Below are 13779 nucleotides of genomic sequence, written 5' to 3'. Positions count from 1 at the left end.
GGCTTAATCGATCTTGGCGGCCGGTGCCATCCGGGCGCGCAACATCGCGGCGACGCGTTCTGCGCCCGCCTCGCTCGCGCTCGCCACGTCGATCGGGCGGCCGCCGAGCGCCTCGTCCTCGCTGTTGAGGAACAGCCGCGCGGTCTCGCGATCGGGGAGCGCCTGGAAGGCGAGCAGCGCTACCCGCGACTGGCGCGCGATGACCTCGGGCGCCAGCTTGGTCTTGGTGGTGCCGCGGAAGCGCTTGCGATCGAGCTCGTCCGACGTCGCGCCCACCGCGACCTTGGTGATCGCGCCCATCAGGCGGCGACCGTCATGGCATGGGCCTGTCGATAGGCGGCGATGCGCTCGGCATAGCCAGCGGCGAACGCGCGATGCGCCGCACGCGAGGATATGCACGCGGCGGTGCCGGCGCGGGTCAGGGCGTTCTGGTGGCGGGAAAGGAGATAGGCGAGATCCATCGGCATATCCGAGCTGCGCAAGCGAGAACATGATGGACCCAGCCGCCGGCGCTTACGGGAGGGGAAGCCGACGATAGCATGTAAGTGGGGATCGCCGGGCCGTTTCGCAACCGTGGCGATTAGGCCAGCGCGCGTTCGCCCTCGCGCAGCGTCAGCACTTCCACGCCCGTGGCCGTCACTGCCACGGTATGCTCGAACTGGGCGGAGAGCTTGCGGTCGTTGGTTACCACCGTCCAGCCGTCGTCGAGCGTGGTCACCTTTCGGGTGCCCTGGTTGAGCATCGGCTCGATCGTGAAGGTCATGCCCTCGCGCAGCTTCATGCCGGTGCCGGGACGGCCGAAATGGAGGACCGAGGGTTCCTCGTGCATCTCGCGGCCGATGCCGTGGCCGCAATAGTCGCGCACGATGGCATAGCCGTGCTGCTTGGCGTGGCGCTCGATCGCGGCGCCGATGTCGCCCAGCGTCGCGCCCGGGCGGACCTGGGCGATGCCCTTCCACAGCGCCTCCTGCGTCACCTTGACCAGCCGCTTCGCCTGGGGCGAAACGGTGCCGACCATGTAGGTCTTGCTCGAGTCGGCGATGAAGCCGTGTTTTTCCAGCGTGATGTCGAGGTTGATGATGTCGCCGTCCTGCACGATCGTGCCGGCATCGGGCACGCCGTGGCAGACGACATGGTTGATCGAGCAGTTGAGCACGAAGCCATAGCCATATTGCCCCTTGCTGGCGGGGCGGGCGTGGAGTTCGTCGGTGATGTAGCGTTCGACCAGCGTGTCGATCTCGAGCGTCGACATGCCGGCGAGCGGCGTGCGGTCGAGCATCTCGAACACTTTGGCGAGCAGCCGGCCGGCCTCGCGCATCAGGTCGAGCTCCTGGGGCGTCTTGACCATCTCAGGCGGCCTCGAGCGCGGCGGCGCCGACCTGCGCCTCGGCGAGCTGGCGGCGGACGATCTCGTGGAAGGGCAGGGTGGGATTCGCCTCGGCGAGCATGCCGATCTTCATCCAGTACTCGGCCTGGGCGTTGATCGAGCGGCACATCACCGCGCTGGCGCGGCGGGCCTCCTCGTGGAGGTCGTCGGCGATTTTCACGATGCCCATGAGTGCTCCGGTAGAGGTGAACGTACGGAGCGTATATGGTTCGTATATTGGGGAGGGGCAAGGGGGGTAGGACTGCAAGCCCCTCCCCTTCAGGGGAGGAGGGGCTTAGATGCGAAATGTCAGCGCGGCAGCGCCGCCGCCTCGCGGGCCTTGGCTTCGACCTCTTCCAGCGAGCCGCTGGCGATCCAGCTGCCGCCGACGCAAAGCACCGGATCGAACGCCAGCCATTCCGGCGCGCTCGCCAGGCTGATGCCGCCGGTGGGGCAGAACTTCGCCTGGTAGAAGGGTGCTGCAAGCGCCTTGAGCGCCTTGAGCCCGCCCGAGGTCTCGGCCGGGAAGAACTTGAAGTGGCTGAGGCCCAGATCCATGCCGCGCATCAGATCGCCGGCATTGGCGATGCCCGGCAGGTACGGCACACCGCTGCGCACGATCGCGTCGCCCAGGCGATCGGTGAGGCCGGGCGAGACGATGAACTCGGCGTCCTCCTTCATGACCTGCTCGAACTGCTGGGTGTTGACCACGGTACCGGCGCCGACGATCGCGCCCGGCACCTTCTTCATCTCGCGGATCGCTTCGAGTGCCGCCGGGGTGCGCATCGTCACTTCGAGCACGCGCAGGCCGCCCTTCACCAGCGCCTCGGCGAGCGGACGCGCCTTGGCGGCGTCGTCGATCACCAGCACCGGGATGACCGGCGCGGTGCGCATGATGGCTTCGATCGAAAGGCGGGTGTCGCTCACTGTGCATGCTCCTGGGCGAAGGCGGCGGCTGCGCCGTACAGGCCCGGCTGGGGATGGGTGATCAGCTTGACGGGGATCGTCGCCATCAGGGAGCGGAAGCGCCCCTTGGCGACGAATCGCTCGCCGAACCCCGATTGCAGCAGATGGTCCTTCAGGCGCAAGCCCAGACCGCCCGCGATCACCACGGCCTTCGGGCCATGCGCCAGCGCGAGGTCGCCCGCGACGGCACCCAGGCTGAGGCAGAAGCGGTCGAGCGCGGCCACGGCCAGGCTGTCCTTGCCCTCCAGCGCCAGCGTCCAGATCGCCTTGTCGTCGAGACGGGCGACCGGCACGCCTTCGAGATCGGCCAGCGTCTCGTAGATCGAGACGATCGCCGGGCCGGCGACGATGCGTTCCTTCGAGACGCGCTGATAGGTGCGGCGCAGGCGCTTCACCAGCGCGTCCTCGATCGCGTCGAGCGGGGCGAAGTCGCTATGCCCGCCCTCGGTCGCGATGATGTCGTAGCCGCCGCGGTGGCGGAACACCTGCGCGACGCCGAGGCCGGTGCCCGGGCCGCAGACGGTGATCGAGCCCTTGTCGGGCAGCGACGTATCGGGCCCGCAGAGATGGAGGAACGCCTCGTCCTCGAGCTGCGCGACGGCATGGCCGATCGCCTCGAAATCGTTGACGATCGTCCAGGTATCGGCGCCCAGCCGATCCGGGATCAGCGGCGGGCGGATGATCCAGGGATTGTTGGTGAGCTTGATCAGATCGCCGTTGATCGGCGAGGCGACCGCGATCGCGGCGGCCTTTGGCACCGGCCGGCCGAGCTTCTCGCCGAAGGCGCGCCAGGCGAGCTGCAGGCTGGGATGTTCGGCCACCTTCTGGGTGATCGGCTCGCTGAGCGAGACGACGCGGCCTTCCGCCACCTCCGCCACTGCGAAGCGCGCGTGGGTCCCCCCGATGTCGACGGCGACGACTTCCATCCGATTTCGATCCTCTCTCTGGCGCCCCTGTCAACGTTGCCAGTGGGCGGCCGTCCTTCTTCCCGTCCGCCGCGCGGATGTAAAGTCCGCGCGGTCGTACGGGGCATGATTTACATGCGTTACAGTCTTACAGGCCGGCTTCGTGCAGCATCGCCGACGCGCCCTTCTCGGCTTCGTCGCAGTGGTGGCGCATCATCGCGAACAGCTCGCGGCCGGTACCGACCGCCGGCGGCGGGGCGACCGCATGCTCGCGCGCGTCCCACTCGTCGGCCGGGACCAGCGCTTCGAGCGTGCCGGCCTCGGCATCGAGACGGAGGATGTCGCCGTCGCGCACCTTGCCGATCGGGCCGCCGCCCAGGGCCTCGGGCGAGAGGTGGATCGCCGCCGGCACCTTTCCGCTCGCGCCCGACATGCGCCCGTCGGTGACCAGCGCCACCTTGAAGCCGCGATTCTGGAGCACGCCCAGCTGGGGGGTGAGCTTGTGCAGCTCGGGCATGCCGTTGGCGCGCGGACCCTGGAAGCGGACCACGACGATCACGTCGCGCTCCAGCTCGCCGGCCTTGAACGCCTCCAGCACGTCCAGCTGGTCCGAGAAGACGCGGGCCGGGGCCTCGATGATCCAGCGCTCGCGCTCGACCGCCGAGACCTTGATGCAGGCGCGGCCGATATTGCCCTTGAGGATGCGGAAGCCGCCCTCGGGGGAGAAGGCGGTCTCGACCGTGCGGACGATATTCTCGTCGTTGCTCGTCGCGCCATGCTCGGTCCAGACCAGCGCGTCGCCCGCAATGTCGGGCTTGCGGCCATAGGCGGCCATCCCGTCCTTGGCGATGGTCAGCGCGTCGCCGTGCATCAGCCCGGCGCGGAGCAGTTCCTTGATGACGAAGGACGGGCCGCCGGCATCCTCGAACTGGTTCACGTCGGCCGAACCGTTCGGATAGACGCGGGTCATCAGCGGCACCACGCGCGAGAGGCGATCGAAATCCTCCCAGTCGATGGTGATGCCGGCCGCGCGCGCGAAGGCGGGGACGTGGATCAGGTGGTTGGTCGAGCCGCCGGTGGCAAGCAGCACGATCGCCGCGTTCACGATCGCGCGCTCGTCAACGACATGGCCGATCGGGCGATAGTCGTCGCCGTTCCAGCCGATCTCGGCGAGGCGGTGGACGGCGTGGCGGGTCAGCTCCTGGCGCAGCTTGGTGCCCGGATTGGCGAAGGCCGAGCCGGGAACGTGGAGGCCCATCGCCTCCATCATCATCTGGTTCGAGTTGGCGGTGCCGTAGAAGGTGCAGGTGCCCTTGCCGTGATAGGCGGCGATCTCGGACTCGAGCAGCTCCTCGCGCGTCGCCTTGCCCTCGGCATAGCGCTCGCGCACCGCGGCCTTTTCCTTGTTGGGCAGGCCCGAACGCATCGGGCCGCCGGGGATCAGCACCATCGGCAGGTGGCCGAAGCGGAGCGCGCCCATCAGCAGGCCCGGCACGATCTTGTCGCAGATGCCGAGCAGCGCAGCGCCTTCGAACACGCGGTGGCTGAGCGACACCGCCGTCGCCATCGCGATGGTGTCGCGGCTGAACAGCGAGAGCTCCATGCCCTGATAGCCCTGGGTCACGCCGTCGCACATCGCAGGCACGCCGCCCGCCACCTGCGCGGTGGCACCGGCTTCCATCGCCCAGACCTTCATCTGCTCGGGATAGCGATAATAGGGCGCATGGGCCGACAGCATGTCGTTGTACGAGGTGACGATGCCGATGTTCATGCGGTTGCCGGTCTTCAGCGCGTCGCGCTGTTCCTCGGTGCCGGCATAGGCGTGGGCGAGGTTGGCGCAGCCCAGCTTGGGCCGATCATTGCCCGAATCGCGCTCGCGGCGGATCAGGTCGAGATAGGCGGTGCGGCCCGCCTTGGACCGCTCGATCACCCGATCGGTGACGGCTGCGATTTCGGCGTTCAGCGTGGCCATTTACAGGCTCCAGTGGATGTCGACGGGCAGTTCGGTTTCGGCGAGCACGCGGCCGATCGGCAGGGTCGAGCCGGCGCCTTCGGCAATCGCGCGCTCCAGCACGTCCTTCTTCTCCTGGCCGGTGATCGCGATCATCAGTGCGCGGGCCGAGACGATCGCGGCGAGCGACAGCGAGACGCGGGGGACCGGGGCTTCGGGCGGCAGCGGATCGGGCATCACGCCCAACGCGCGGCGCTCCTTGGGGCCGGTCAGCGCTTCGGCGAGATCGGGGCCGGGGAAGATCGAGGCGGTGTGGCCATCGGCGCCCATGCCGAGCAGGCAAAGGTCGAGCGGCCAGTGAAAATCCTGCAGGCGTGCGTCCGCCGCGCGGCCGGCGGCCTTGTAGTCGTCGGCCTTCTCGCTGACGACCGGGATAACGCGGGCGCCGAGCGGCAGGAACACCTTGGCGAGGCCGGTGACGTTCGACATCGGGTCGCCCATCGGTACGATGCGATCGTCGGTGGGGATGATCGTCACGCGCTTCCAGTCGAGCTTGGCCTTGCTCAGCTTGGCATAGATCGGGCCAGGAGTGCGGCCGCCGGCGAGCGCGATGACCGCGGCGCCGCGCGCATCGATCGCGCTTTCGATGATGAACTGCACGTCGCCGGCGAGCGCGTCGCCCATCTCGGCGGAGTCGTCATAGTCCCACCATTCGATTTCGGTCGTCATGTAAGCTCCTTGGGTTTCGGTGGGACCTGGTCAGCGGCGCAGGCGCCGCGCGGGTCCGATATAGGGTTTGGCTCGCGGTTTCGCTCGCCCTTCAACCGTCATCCCGGCGAAAGCCGGGATCCATTTTACAGCGACGCCGGGGATGGAGCCGAGACGGTGAGGGCAATGGATCCCGGCTTTCGCCGGGATGACGTCTGTAGATAAGGCGCTTGCCCCGTTCATTCGTGCCAATGCACCCCGTCGCGCTCGGTGAGCGCGATCGCGAGCGAAGGGCCCCAGCTGCCGGAGGCATAGGGCTTGGGCTTGAGATCGTTGGCGTCCCAGCCGGCGCGGATCGCGTCGATCCATTCCCACTGCGCCTCCACTTCGTCGCGGCGGACGAACAGCGTGGGATCGCCCTCGATCAGATCGAGCAGCAGCCGCTCATAGGCGATGCGGCGGCGGGTGCCGGCGAATTCGGTATCGAGGCTGAGGTTGAGCGGCACTTCGCGCAGGCGGTAGCCGTCGCGGTCGAGCCCCGGCTGCTTGGCCATGACCAGCAACTGGACATATTCCTCCGGCTGGAGGCGGATCACCAGTGCGTTGGACTGAAGCATGCCGCCGCGTTCGGCGAAGATCGAGTGGGGCACCGGCTTGAAGCGGATGACGATTTCCGAACGCCGCTCGGCGAGGCGCTTGCCGGTGCGCAGGTAGAAGGGCACGCCCTGCCACCGCCAATTGTCGACATGCGCCTTGATCGCGACGAAGGTCTCGGTGCGCGAGTCCTTGCCGAGTTCGCTGGTATAGTCGCGGACGATCTGGCCCTTCACCGCGCCGCCGCCATATTGGCCGACCACGGTGAGGTTGGGCGCTTCGGCGATCGGGATCTTGCGCAGCGACCGCAGTACCTTCACCTTCTCGTCGCGGATCGAGGTGCCGTCGAAATGCGCCGGCGGCTCCATCGCGATCAGCGCGAGCAGCTGGAGCATATGGTTCTGCACCATGTCGCGCAGCGCACCGGTATCGTCGTAGAAGCCCGCGCGGCCTTCGAGGCCCACCGTCTCCGAGACGGTGATCTGCACGCTGTCGATCCCGCGCGCGTTCCACACCGGCTCGAACAGCGAGTTGCCGAAGCGCAGTGCGAGGATGTTCTGCACCGTCTCCTTGCCGAGATAATGGTCGATGCGGAAGGTGCGATCCTCGGGGAAGGCCTTGGCGACGATGTCGTTGATCTCGCAGCTGGAGGCGAGGTCGCGGCCGAGCGGCTTCTCCAGGCTGATGCGCACATTGTCGCCGGCGAGGCCTGCCGATTCGAGGCCCTTTATCGTCGGGCCGAACAGCCAGGGGGCGGTCGACAGGAAGATGGCGAGCCCGCCGGAAATGTCGCCCAGCTTCTCCTTCAGCGCCGCATAGCCTTCGGTCTGCGAGGCATCGAGGGTCTGGTAATGCACGCGCTGGAGGAAGCCGGCGACAGCGCTGTCGTCCTTCCGATCGGCGGGCAGGAACTGGTCGAGCGCCTTGGCGGCGAAGGCGCGATAGCCCTCGTCGTCATGCTCGGAGCGCGCGGTGCCGGTGATGGTGAGGCCATCGGGTAACAGGCCATCGGCGTGCAGCGCGTAGAGCGAGGGGAGCAGCATGCGCTGCGCCAGATCACCGGTGGCACCGAACAGAAGCAATTTGCCGACGGGCTGCTGCATCATTTCCCTCTCGATTGGTTCGCCCCGCGAGACACCAATGCGGCCGAAAGATCAAGCCGGAGGGGAGGAATAGGTATGCGAAGGCGGCAAATTTTGGAGTTTTATTCCGCTCCTGCCTTCTTGTCCCCTCTCGCAGGCAGGAGGGGGACAAGAAGGCAGGAGCGGGGTAGTTAGAGCACCAGCCCGGCGGTCGGATCGAGCCCGGCCATGATGTTGAGGTTCTGCACCGCGGCACCCGCAGCGCCCTTGCCGAGATTGTCGAGCGTGGCGATCAGCCGCGCCTGGCGAGTCTCGTCATTGCCGAACACGCGGACCGACAGGCGATCGGTGCCGGCATTTTCCTCGATCGACACCGTCGGCACATCGGCGGGCAGCACCTGCACCACCGGCGAATCGCGATAGGCGTCGCGCAGGACGTTCTCCAGCGCCTCGACCGAGGGCTTGCGGGTGAAGGCGAACAGCGGCAGCGGCACCTCGACGATCATGCCGCGATAGGTGCGCGCCACCGAGGGCAGGAAGATCGGCGGATGCTCGATCCGCGCATGCTTCTGCATCTCGGGCACATGCTTGTGGGCAAGCGACAGGCCATAGGGCCGGAAGGCGGTGGCGGTCGCCTCCGGGCCGTCGCCCTCGAACTCGGCGATCATCGCACGGCCGCCGCCCGAATAGCCCGAGACGGCGTTGACGCTCAGCGGGAAGTCGTGCGGGATCAGCCCGGCGCGGATCAGCGGGCGGACCAGCGCAAGAAATCCGGTGGGGTAGCAGCCGGGGTTGCTCACCCGCGCCGCCTCGGCGATCGCCGCGGCCTGGCCGGGCTCGAGCTCGGCGAAGCCATAGGTCCAGTCAGCGGCGGTGCGATAGGCGGTGGAGGCGTCGATCACCCGCGTCCGCTCGTTCTCGATCATCGCCACCGCTTCGCGCGCCGCGTCGTCGGGCAGGCAGAGGATGACGAAATCGGCGGCGTTGAGTGCCTGCGCGCGCTTCTTCGGATCCTTGCGGTCCTGGTCGTCCAGGACCATCACCTCGATCTCGGCACGGCCGGCGAGGCGCTCGCGAATCTCCAGGCCGGTGGTGCCGGCGGCACCGTCGATGAATACATGCGCGATCATTCGGTCTCCCCCAAGGCCGATGCGTCGATATAGCCGACCAAGGCCGGACCGGGGGCGACGCCCCAGGCGTGGCTGCCGGCGATTTCGAGAACCTCGAACACATCGCCCTTCTGGAGCATGGTCAGCGCCGGCTCGTCGCCCTTGGCGGTCGCGCGCAGCGGCGTCTCGAAATGGACCACGCGCGGCATCGGCGATGCATAATGCGGCGCGAAAACGCGGCCGGCGAGGCGGATATCGGCGATGTCGGGGCGGACGGCGTCCACCCGGGGATCGATCGCGGCCGAACGGCCGTCCAGCGCCAGACGCTTACGCGTCGGCGCGCTCTGGGACTGGCTCGCTGATGGTGTTGCCAGCGAGGAAATGCCCGAACTCTGCAAGAAACTCTGCCCCTTCCGCGGTACGCGCTACGAAGATGTTGCGCTTGTCGGTGTCGTCGCGCTGGCGGCGCAGATAGCCGAGCGTGCCCAGTCGATTCAAGGCACGCGTGACCACCGGCTTCGAGACGTTGAGCGCCCGCGCCAGACCGCGCACCGTATGGGGGCCGGGGTCCAGATATACAAGCATCAGCAGCGCCATCTGCCGATTGGTGAGATCGGGCTCGCCCGAGCGCACATAATCGATCAGCGTATTCTTCCACCCCCACAGGGTCTGTTCGGACATAGCGTTCACAAGCACCACTCGTTCGTTTCAGGCCCGGCACGGCATCGAACCGAAGAAACAAACGCGCATTTTACAACTAGGTTTCAGTGCGCGGGCGAAATGTTGTGCAAAAATCGCGATGAAAATGCCGGTCTGCCATGGGGTTGCGCACAGGCACCGGAGCCGGGGGCGGAACAGGCGGTTGATTGCGCCGGGCGGCTCGCCTATGTCGCGCCCTTCGCTAACGGGCACCGGATTTCATGTTCACCTTCCTCCTCGTCGTTCAGTTCATCATCGCCGCCCTGCTGGTGGGGGTGATCCTCGTTCAGAAGTCGGAGGGTGGCGGTCTCACCTCGGGCGGCAGCCCGGCCGGTCTCATGTCGGCACGCGGCGCGGCCGATTTCCTGACGCGCATGACCGCGATCCTGGCGACCGCGTTCATCCTGATGAGCATCGTGCTCGCCTTCCTGGCGGCCACCCGGCACTCGACCAAGATCGACGCCGGCCTGCAGAAGGCGCCCGCCGCGGTCGCCCCGCTCACGGTCCCGAGCGCTCCGGCGCCGACCGGCAACGATACGGCACCGACCGGCAACAGCGCGGTTCCGTTCAGCCAGTAAGCATCCGTAGTTCGCCGCACTTGCGGCGGATTCACCGTAAAATTTGCGCGACCGGCGGATTCTAACGCTTGCCGGTCTGCGCCCTTTGACGTTAGGCGTTTTCTCCCATGGCGCGGTACATCTTCATCACCGGCGGCGTGGTCTCCTCGCTCGGCAAGGGTCTCATGGCAGCGAGCCTCGCGGCGCTGCTCCAGGCCCGTGGCTATCGAGTCCGCATCCGCAAGTTCGATCCCTATCTCAACGTTGATCCCGGCACGATGTCGCCGCACCAGCATGGTGAGGTGTACGTCACCGACGATGGCGCCGAGACCGACCTCGACCTCGGCCATTACGAGCGCTTCACCGGCGTGACCGCGCGCCAGGCCGACAACGTCACCTCGGGCCGGATCTACAAGACGATCATCGAGCGCGAACGGCGCGGCGACTATCTGGGCGCCACCGTGCAGGTGGTCCCGCACGTCACCGACGCGATCAAGGCGTTCGCCCAGGCCGAGACCGAGGATCTCGATTTCGTGCTGTGCGAGATCGGCGGCACGGTGGGCGACATCGAATCGCTGCCGTTCATCGAGGCGATTCGCCAGCTCCGCAACGATCTCGGCCGCGGCCAGACGGTCAGCATCCACGTGACGCTGGTGCCATACATTGCCGCCGCCGGCGAGCTCAAGACCAAGCCGACCCAGCACAGCGTGCGCGAGCTCGCCGCGCTCGGCGTCCAGCCGGACGTGCTGGTGTGCCGCTCGGAGCGTCCGCTGCCGGCCGGCGAGCGCGCCAAGATCGCGCAGTTCTGCAACGTGCCGACCTCGGCGGTGATCCCGGCGCTCGACGCCAAGAGCATCTATGCGGTGCCGCTGCAATATCATGGCGAAGGCCTGGACGGCGAAGTGCTCAAGGCCTTCGGCATCGAGCCGGGCCCGGCGCCCGACCTCAGCCGCTGGAGCGGCATCGTCGAGCGGCTGCAGAACCCCGAGGGCGAAGTCACCATCGGTGTGGTCGGCAAATATATGGGCGTGCCCGACGCCTATAAGTCGCTCACCGAGGCGCTGGTCCATGGCGGCATCGCCAACCGCGTGAAGGTCAACATCCGCTGGCTCGACGCCGAATTGTTCGAGCAGGAAGAGGCCGAAGTCGCCGCGATGCTCGAGCCGATGCACGGCATCCTCGTCCCCGGCGGGTTCGGCGAGCGCGGCAGCGAGGGCAAGATTGCCGGCGTTCGCTTCGCGCGTGAACGCAATGTGCCGTTCTTCGGCATCTGTCTCGGCATGCAGATGGCGTGCATCGAGGGCGTCCGCGCCCAGGGCATCGCCGACGCCTCGACCACCGAGTTCGGCCCTACGCAAGAGCCGGTGGTCGGCATGATCACCGAATGGATGACCGCCGACGGCCTGCAGAAGCGCGAGGAAGGCGGCGACCTGGGCGGCACGATGCGCCTCGGCGCCTATCCGGCCAAGCTTGGCGGCAACAGCGTGGTCGCGTCGATCTACGGCACCGATTCGATCAGCGAGCGCCACCGCCACCGCTACGAGGTGAACACCGCCTACAAGCCGGTGCTCGAAGAAGGCGGACTGGTCTTCTCGGGCATGTCGCCCGACGGCACGCTGCCCGAGATCGTCGAGCGGCCGGACCATCCCTGGTTCGTCGGCGTGCAGTTCCACCCCGAGCTCAAGTCCAAGCCGTTCGATCCGCACCCGCTGTTCGCGGGCTTCATCGAAGCCGCCGTCAAGCACTCGCGGCTCGTCTAAGGGCGTGCTGCGACGGGTCTTCGTCGCCGGACTGGCGCTGCTGGCGGTGTCCGCAGCGCCGGCGCCGCAGCAGCCGCGGCCTGTGCCCGGCGAGGTTCGCGTGCGGCTGGTGACGAGCATGGGCGCGATCACGCTGGCGCTGGATGCCAAGCGCGCACCCAAGACCGTCGCCAACTTCCTCGCCTATGTGGATGACGGGCGGCTGGAGGGCACGACCTTCTACCGCACCGCGCGGCGCAAGACCGAGCCCACCAAGGGCTTCATCCAGGGCGGCGTCGGCACCGATGCGCGTCGGATGCTCGACCCGCTGCCGCTCGAGCCGACCAGCAAGACCGGGCTCAAGCACCTGAACGGCTCCATCTCGATGGCGCACGGGCCAAATCCCAATTCGGCCAATGGCAATTTCTCGATCATGGTCGGCGACAATCCGGGGCTCGACGCGCGCGGTGCGAACCTCGGCTTCGCGGCGTTCGGCCACGTTGTGGGCGGGATGGACGTGGTCCAGCGCATCCTCGCGCTGCCCAGCGGCGGCGGGCGCGACGTGATGAAGGGCCAGATGATCCTCAAGCCGGTGACGATCGTCCGCGCCGAACGGCTGGACGGGGTCGCCAGGCCGACGGGGCGGGTGAAGCCGTGGCTGCTGGGGTTGAAGCCGGCGGGGTGAGGCGGCGGGAGCCAAGCGCGCAATCCGGACAGCGCCAATTCTCGCCAGGACCAGGCCTCTGGCGCGCTCAGGGGAAGCTCCCTCGCACCAGTCGTCCGGTGTCGAAGTTCGGGACTCGGCAATCATTTCCGATTGTTTCGCCGGACGGCAGCGCTTGCCACGCGCCGACGCTCAGCGGTTGCGGTATTCAGGCTGCTCGGGCAGCGCGCAGCACCTCATCGAGTGAGGTCCATGTCATGTCGCGGTAACGATCATTGTCGAGCGGAGGCTCGAACGCTCCTTCCCCGGCGAACAGGTTTCGCATGTACTGCATGCCTTGCCACGCGGGATAGAGATCGTCCGGCCCGCCCGGTGCGATCCGTCTTGCAATCTGGATGATCAGCCCGAGCGAACCGAGCGTCCCGGCGGGAAGGACGCGATATGTGCTTCCCCGCACGCGGCTGACCGCTGCGGCGATGTCCCGGGCGCTGACCTGCGCGCCTGCAATCTTGAGCCAGCGCGGCGCTTCCGGATCGATTGCAGCCCTGGCCGTATAGCGAGCCGTGTCGGCGATGGTCGTGAAGTCCATCGGCTGATCGGCGCTGCCCCAGTACAGCACCCTCTTGATACGGTGCTGAATGATCGGAATCGTCCCGGTCAGCATGTCCATGAACGCACCGTTGAGGATCGACGTCAAACGGATCGGGGCCGATTGTGCCTTCTCAAGAAACATGCGGCGAAGCGCGAGATTCCGGTTGGACTTGGGCGGTACGCGGCGAAAGTCGATGGCGAAGTCGGACGGTATGAACCTCGCCGCCCCGGCTTGGACCGCAGCATCGAGCAGGCGCCCTTGTGCTCCGACGATGACCGGGTCCAGCCCGCTCAGCGCGGAGACCACGCATTGCGCGCCGGAAAGTGCGCGCGCGATGGAGTCGACATTGCTGAAATCGCATTCCCGTACGACAAATCCTTTATCGTGCAGGCTAGCCGCCGATGTACCGGGCCGCGCAAGCGCAATAACGGGCGCGTCGAGCGCATAGAGTTCCTGAACAATGCGTCCGCCAAGGTCCCCGGATGCCCCTGCTACCACGATCATCGTCGGTCGTCTCCGTTCCTGCTGGAACCCAGCGGTGTTGGCTTATCACTTTTGATCGGCAAACCTATAGGGCTCCAGGGCCACCTTCTCTTCTTCCCGTAAGCATGCCAGCACCTCGCATGCGCCCTTGGACGAACGCATGCGATCGGACCAGGCTACAAGGCGGGTTCCTGCAGCGGTCCGGTGCGCTCGGCCCAGAGCGTTTTCACCATGGGTGAAGACGCTCTGGATGTTTGTTTGCCGCATTTTCCGAGTCGTTGACCGTACACGGTCAACTTGAAAATGCTCTAGAGGCGGTCGGGCAGGAAGCGACCGAGCTGGTGGCGGTAGTAAGCGGGCGGTC

The 13779-nt window shown here is 67.2% G+C and carries 16 protein-coding genes; 3 read left to right on the top strand and 13 right to left on the bottom strand.

Features of this window, described 5'->3' with window-relative positions; translation table 11 throughout:
* Positions 1 to 3: 3 nt before the first annotated feature.
* The 12 genes from GGR89_RS08970 to GGR89_RS08915 form a co-directional block, all read right to left on the bottom strand.
* The gene (locus GGR89_RS08970) at positions 4 to 300 is read right to left on the bottom strand and encodes an antitoxin Xre/MbcA/ParS toxin-binding domain-containing protein (RefSeq protein ID WP_125977134.1); all 297 of its coding nucleotides are present in this window, start codon (positions 298 to 300) and stop codon (positions 4 to 6) included.
* The gene (locus GGR89_RS08965; RefSeq protein WP_167712875.1) at positions 300 to 461 is read right to left on the bottom strand and encodes a hypothetical protein; all 162 of its coding nucleotides are present in this window, start codon (positions 459 to 461) and stop codon (positions 300 to 302) included. Before GGR89_RS08965 ends, GGR89_RS08970 begins: the two co-directional genes overlap by 1 nt.
* 119 nt (positions 462 to 580) lie before the next feature.
* Positions 581 to 1348: a type I methionyl aminopeptidase gene (gene map, locus GGR89_RS08960; RefSeq protein ID WP_125977133.1), complete on the bottom strand. Its 768-nt coding sequence runs from the start codon at positions 1346 to 1348 to the stop codon at positions 581 to 583.
* A 1-nt stretch (position 1349) separates the two neighbouring features.
* Positions 1350 to 1556 (bottom strand): ParD-like family protein, encoded by a 207-nt coding sequence (locus GGR89_RS08955; RefSeq protein WP_125977132.1) that lies wholly within the window; start codon positions 1554 to 1556, stop codon positions 1350 to 1352.
* A 119-nt stretch (positions 1557 to 1675) separates the two neighbouring features.
* Positions 1676 to 2260, bottom strand: a complete 585-nt coding sequence (gene eda / locus GGR89_RS08950) for a bifunctional 4-hydroxy-2-oxoglutarate aldolase/2-dehydro-3-deoxy-phosphogluconate aldolase (RefSeq protein ID WP_125977152.1) — start codon at positions 2258 to 2260, stop codon at positions 1676 to 1678.
* 29 nt (positions 2261 to 2289) lie between these two features.
* Positions 2290 to 3258, bottom strand: a complete 969-nt coding sequence (gene glk, locus GGR89_RS08945; RefSeq protein WP_125977131.1) for a glucokinase — start codon at positions 3256 to 3258, stop codon at positions 2290 to 2292.
* A 127-nt stretch (positions 3259 to 3385) separates the two neighbouring features.
* On the bottom strand, positions 3386 to 5209 hold the full coding sequence (gene edd / locus GGR89_RS08940; protein WP_125977130.1) for a phosphogluconate dehydratase: 1824 nt from the start codon (positions 5207 to 5209) through the stop codon (positions 3386 to 3388).
* Positions 5210 to 5917: a 6-phosphogluconolactonase gene (gene pgl / locus GGR89_RS08935; RefSeq protein WP_125977129.1), complete on the bottom strand. Its 708-nt coding sequence runs from the start codon at positions 5915 to 5917 to the stop codon at positions 5210 to 5212. It abuts the gene before it with no gap.
* 218 nt (positions 5918 to 6135) lie between these two features.
* Positions 6136 to 7596, bottom strand: coding sequence for a glucose-6-phosphate dehydrogenase (gene zwf / locus GGR89_RS08930; RefSeq protein WP_125977128.1), 1461 nt, complete (start codon positions 7594 to 7596; stop codon positions 6136 to 6138).
* Positions 7597 to 7763: 167 nt separating this feature from the next.
* A complete protein-coding gene (gene argC, locus GGR89_RS08925; protein ID WP_125977127.1) occupies positions 7764 to 8702 on the bottom strand; it encodes an N-acetyl-gamma-glutamyl-phosphate reductase in 939 nt (312 codons plus the stop codon).
* Positions 8699 to 8965, bottom strand: coding sequence for an SH3 domain-containing protein (locus GGR89_RS08920; RefSeq protein ID WP_241213262.1), 267 nt, complete (start codon positions 8963 to 8965; stop codon positions 8699 to 8701). Before GGR89_RS08920 ends, argC begins: the two co-directional genes overlap by 4 nt.
* 43 nt (positions 8966 to 9008) lie before the next feature.
* Complete coding sequence (locus GGR89_RS08915; RefSeq protein ID WP_084253223.1) at positions 9009 to 9362, bottom strand: MarR family transcriptional regulator; 354 nt, start codon at positions 9360 to 9362, stop codon at positions 9009 to 9011.
* A 239-nt stretch (positions 9363 to 9601) separates the two neighbouring features.
* Between GGR89_RS08915 and secG the strand changes: the two genes are divergently transcribed.
* The 3 genes from secG to GGR89_RS08900 all read left to right on the top strand — a co-directional run bounded on the left by secG (position 9602) and on the right by GGR89_RS08900 (position 12361).
* Positions 9602 to 9958: a preprotein translocase subunit SecG gene (gene secG / locus GGR89_RS08910; RefSeq protein ID WP_125977126.1), complete on the top strand. Its 357-nt coding sequence runs from the start codon at positions 9602 to 9604 to the stop codon at positions 9956 to 9958.
* 107 nt (positions 9959 to 10065) lie between these two features.
* Positions 10066 to 11697, top strand: coding sequence for a CTP synthase (locus GGR89_RS08905; protein WP_125977125.1), 1632 nt, complete (start codon positions 10066 to 10068; stop codon positions 11695 to 11697).
* A gap of 4 nt (positions 11698 to 11701) precedes the next feature.
* Positions 11702 to 12361 (top strand): peptidylprolyl isomerase, encoded by a 660-nt coding sequence (locus GGR89_RS08900; protein WP_125977124.1) that lies wholly within the window; start codon positions 11702 to 11704, stop codon positions 12359 to 12361.
* A 187-nt stretch (positions 12362 to 12548) separates the two neighbouring features.
* Here the strand turns inward: GGR89_RS08900 and GGR89_RS08895 are convergent, their stop codons facing one another.
* Positions 12549 to 13436 (bottom strand): NmrA family NAD(P)-binding protein, encoded by an 888-nt coding sequence (locus GGR89_RS08895; protein ID WP_125977123.1) that lies wholly within the window; start codon positions 13434 to 13436, stop codon positions 12549 to 12551.
* Positions 13437 to 13779 lie beyond the last annotated feature (343 nt).

It is taken from the genome of Sphingomonas trueperi, assembly GCF_011927635.1.
GTDB lineage: Bacteria > Pseudomonadota > Alphaproteobacteria > Sphingomonadales > Sphingomonadaceae > Sphingomonas > Sphingomonas trueperi.
Note: the sequence above shows the minus strand (reverse complement) of the source record. Positions and strands in the feature narration are given on the sequence as shown.

Coding starts and splice junctions, on each gene's coding strand:
- GGR89_RS08915 (WP_084253223.1), bottom strand. CDS start 9,362: ATGTCCGAACAGACCCTGTGGGGGTGGAAGAATACGCTGATCGATTAT.
- secG (WP_125977126.1), top strand. CDS start 9,602: ATGTTCACCTTCCTCCTCGTCGTTCAGTTCATCATCGCCGCCCTGCTG.
- pgl (WP_125977129.1), bottom strand. CDS start 5,917: ATGACGACCGAAATCGAATGGTGGGACTATGACGACTCCGCCGAGATG.
- zwf (WP_125977128.1), bottom strand. CDS start 7,596: ATGATGCAGCAGCCCGTCGGCAAATTGCTTCTGTTCGGTGCCACCGGT.
- GGR89_RS08965 (WP_167712875.1), bottom strand. CDS start 461: ATGGATCTCGCCTATCTCCTTTCCCGCCACCAGAACGCCCTGACCCGC.
- argC (WP_125977127.1), bottom strand. CDS start 8,702: ATGATCGCGCATGTATTCATCGACGGTGCCGCCGGCACCACCGGCCTG.
- glk (WP_125977131.1), bottom strand. CDS start 3,258: ATGGAAGTCGTCGCCGTCGACATCGGGGGGACCCACGCGCGCTTCGCA.
- eda (WP_125977152.1), bottom strand. CDS start 2,260: ATGCGCACCGCGCCGGTCATCCCGGTGCTGGTGATCGACGACGCCGCC.
- GGR89_RS08895 (WP_125977123.1), bottom strand. CDS start 13,436: ATGATCGTGGTAGCAGGGGCATCCGGGGACCTTGGCGGACGCATTGTT.
- GGR89_RS08955 (WP_125977132.1), bottom strand. CDS start 1,556: ATGGGCATCGTGAAAATCGCCGACGACCTCCACGAGGAGGCCCGCCGC.
- GGR89_RS08905 (WP_125977125.1), top strand. CDS start 10,066: ATGGCGCGGTACATCTTCATCACCGGCGGCGTGGTCTCCTCGCTCGGC.
- edd (WP_125977130.1), bottom strand. CDS start 5,209: ATGGCCACGCTGAACGCCGAAATCGCAGCCGTCACCGATCGGGTGATC.
- GGR89_RS08970 (WP_125977134.1), bottom strand. CDS start 300: ATGGGCGCGATCACCAAGGTCGCGGTGGGCGCGACGTCGGACGAGCTC.
- map (WP_125977133.1), bottom strand. CDS start 1,348: ATGGTCAAGACGCCCCAGGAGCTCGACCTGATGCGCGAGGCCGGCCGG.